The 2,612-nt window shown below is 47.3% G+C and carries 2 protein-coding genes; one reads left to right on the forward strand and one right to left on the reverse strand.

The features are described 5' to 3' along the window. Positions 1-488, forward strand: a 488-nt coding sequence (locus tag AC3B8H_RS20260) for an IS256 family transposase (RefSeq protein ID WP_488443327.1), incomplete at its 5' end; no start/stop codon positions are given. Between the two features lie 177 nt (positions 489-665). On the opposite strand, the gene AC3B8H_RS20265 is transcribed toward AC3B8H_RS20260, so the two are convergent. Further along, positions 666-2,612 (reverse strand): carbamoyltransferase family protein (locus AC3B8H_RS20265; RefSeq protein WP_488443328.1); only part of this gene is annotated, 1,947 nt, incomplete at its 5' end.

Raw genomic sequence — 2,612 nt, forward strand, 5'->3', positions numbered from 1 at the left:
CCATCGAAACCGTTTACCCTCAGGCGGTCGTCCAGCTCTGCATCGTGCATCTGGTCCGCAACAGCCTGAACTATGTCGGGTGGAAACTGCGTAAACCGGTGGCCGATGACCTCAAGCGTATCTACCAATCGGTGACCGTTGACGAAGCCGAACAACAGCTCAACGAGTTCGAGGCGCAATGGGGCGAGGCTTATCCATCAATCCCGCAAATCTGGCGGCGCAATTGGGATCGGATCATTCCTTTTTTCGATTATCCACCCGAAATTCGCCGGATCATTTACACGACCAACGCCATCGAATCGGTGAATAGGAGTCTTCGGAAAATAACCAAAAATCGCAGCTCGTTCCCCAGCGATGAGGCGCTATCCAAATTGTTCTATCTGGCGCTGATGAATATCAGTAAAAAATGGACCATGCCACTGCATGACTGGAAAGCCACCTTAAATCGGTTTAGCATTCAGTTTGAAGACCGAATGCTAGACCGCTAACCCAAACCCGTTTACACAAAATTCAGGACACCCTCGCTGGAATAAACAAAACAGGGCACACAGAGGCGCCCTTTGTCTAAAAACGTCCACTAAAACGTTTGCTTACAATACCTGCCCCCCCTCTAAAGAGGCAATTTAGTAAGAATCTTACATCCCTAAGAGTACGGCGACCGCCGCTCAACCAATCGTCCGAGGATTCAGGAGAATTAACCGATCCGACCACAAATTCTGCAACTCTTCGAATACCTGAATCCGATGCTCGTTAGAAAAACTCAAGCCGGACATCAGTTGCGCCAAAGTTTGCTTTCCATCCGCCGCCCGCAACAGGCGGTACCAAGGCTCCGACAAAACATAACGCCGACCAGCATCGTAGTTCCAAATAAAAAAGTAACTAAACCCGCGTTCGGCATTGCTAATGTACTTATCTTCGCGATTAAGTACGGCGGCTTTCGGTAACGATAAAAATAAGTCAGCTAATTCGCTATTACCCCAGGTTCTTTTAGTTATGAGATGATCTCCAACCACCAAGTAATCCAACCCGGATGTCAAATAACAAACTACAGCGTCATCAATACTATCAACAATGGGTTCGGCGTTATTGTTGAACGACGTATTCAACAAAATAGGAATACCCGTCTTGCGGCCGAAGGTTTCAATTAGCTCCCAATAACGCGGATTATCCGCCTTGTTGACCGTTTGCAGTCGAGCACTACCATCAACATGTGTAATAGCCGGCAATTGTTCCCGCCATTCCGGTCTGACATTCAACACGAACGACATAAACGGAAACTCGTCCTGTTTGCCAGGCACCTCAAAGAAGTCACGCACCCGCTCCGCCAATACCGAGGGCGCAAACGGCCGATAACTTTCCCGCATCTTGATCATCGCATTGATAGTTTCTTTATGCGACGCGACTCGAGGATCGGCAATGATACTGCGGTTACCTAACGCTCTTGGGCCAAACTCAGAGCGACCTTGCACCCAACCGATAACCGCTCCGTCGATAATCAGATCGGAAACCAGTTCCGAGCGAGCAGCCATTTTTTCGACAGTTACAAATTTTTGCCAAGGAGCCAGAGTATCGGCAACCTCGTCATCGTTAATCGGTGTTCCCCAATAGGCATGCGTAACTTTTTTGAATGGTAAATCGGGTTGCAATTGGTGAGCAACATAAGCCGCCGCACCGTAGGCGCAACCGGAATCGCCGGCAAACGACGGCACGAAGACTTCTTCGAACAAACCCGAATTCAAAATTTTGCCGTTCATGCTGCTGTTTTGGCCAACGCCACCGCTGACCGCCAAGCGGGTATGGCCGGTCAATGCTTGATAATGGCGAAGCACGTGAAAAACGATAGACTCTAACGCCTCTTGTAAAGCCGCCGCAAGATCCATGTGCACTTGAGAAAAAGCTTCCCCGCGTTTTCGCGGCGTTAAGACCTCGTACAACTCCAAAATACGGTCGGCATGAATGTGATAATCGCCGTCCGCTAATAATTCGTAAAAACGGCTAAGTTTGTCCCGATACACGACGGGGTTGCCATAAGGCGCCAAGCCCATGACTTTATATTCGTCGAAATCCTTATAACCCAGAAAGGCAATAACTTTTAAATAAAAATGTCCCAACGAATCGGCGACTGATTTAGTTTTTAGAACATTAAAATCCTTGCCGTTGGCATCGATAACCATCGAAGACACATCGTCGCCTTCGCCGTCTATAGTTAAAATCAATGCCTTATCAAAACCGGATAAATAATACGAACTTGCGGCGTGAGCCAAATGGTGATTGACGAAATAGAACTTATCCCCACCAATCGTTGCGCCGAATTCTCTTTCAAAGAGAAACCGATATAACTGACGAGCATCGGAAAAAGCGCTTAACTCTGGCGTATATAAGCTAAATTGTTTCAGTTTGTTATTTAAAAAACGTTCACTCGCATAGACAACAATAGCTGCTAAATCATCCCAAGCTACAGGAGCAGCCTGTAGGCATGTAGAAATGGCATTCGAACATAATTTATTGGTGTGCTTAATACGACCTAACCTTTCCTCCTCAATCGCATAAGCAACCACTTCATTTCTTAGCAAGATCGCCGATGCATCATGACCTAATCCGATGTAAGGCAA

Source organism: Methylomonas sp. BG-2, from assembly GCF_057766305.1.